Here is an 841-nt window from a genome sequence, read left to right as displayed (position 1 = left end):
TAATATGCGCCCCGTTCACACGATTCCTCTGTAGTTCAGTCGGTAGAACGGCGGACTGTTAATCCGTATGTCACTGGTTCGAGTCCAGTCAGAGGAGCCAAATTTTAGTCTTGAGACATCTCTATAAGTCTCAGGATAGTTAAAAAACAAGAACTTATCTTTACCCGGTTGTCTCGCAAGAGGCTGCTGGGTTTCTTGACATCCATAGTTTTTAGGGGCCTAATCAGGGGCCTCACGGTTCGGTGAGCAAACGGAGCCCCCACGCTATGGCATTAACAGACACCGCTATTCGCAAGACTAAACCCTCTGACAAACCCTTCAAAATGACGGACAGTTCTGGACTGTACCTGTTGATCAAACCTAACGGCTCAAAACTCTGGTATATGAAGTACCGCATCGACGGCAAAGAGAAGAAACTGGCCTTTGGCCCCTACCCGGAGATCTCCCTGTTGCAGGCTCGCCGCCTGCGCGAAACAGCACGCAATAACATTCATGCAGGCGTCGATCCGGCTGCGGTGAAGCAAACCGAGAAACAGAAGAGGAAAAACGGGCAGACGTTCAGCCAGATCGCCATCAACTGGCATAGCGAGCATAAACGCTGGTCTGAGCATTACGCGAAAACGGTTATGCGCAGGCTGGAAATGTACGTTTTCCCGGATATCGGGGATCGCCTTATCGAGGAGATCGAAACGGAGGATTTGTTATTCACGTTGCGCAAGGTAGAGAGTAAAGGCTTTCTGGAAATCACCGCGCGGCTGAAAAACTACGTCACCGATATCATGCACTACGCGATGAAAAAGAAACTGCTCAAAGCGAACCCGGCGCTGTATCTGGACGGTGA

1 protein-coding gene and 1 tRNA gene are annotated in these 841 nt (G+C 50.3%); both read left to right on the top strand.

Annotated features, from left to right (window positions below; genetic code table 11):
• Positions 1 to 24: 24 nt before the first annotated feature.
• A tRNA-Asn gene (locus ACJHYW_RS25250) sits at positions 25 to 100 on the top strand.
• A 166-nt stretch (positions 101 to 266) separates the two neighbouring features.
• The coding region (locus tag ACJHYW_RS25245) for a tyrosine-type recombinase/integrase (RefSeq protein WP_217753773.1) at positions 267 to 841 on the top strand (575 nt) is incomplete at its 3' end.

The sequence above is a fragment of the Escherichia sp. WS3063 genome (assembly GCF_046486595.1).
Classification (GTDB): Bacteria; Pseudomonadota; Gammaproteobacteria; order Enterobacterales; family Enterobacteriaceae; genus Escherichia; species Escherichia coli.
Note: the sequence above shows the minus strand (reverse complement) of the source record. Positions and strands in the feature narration are given on the sequence as shown.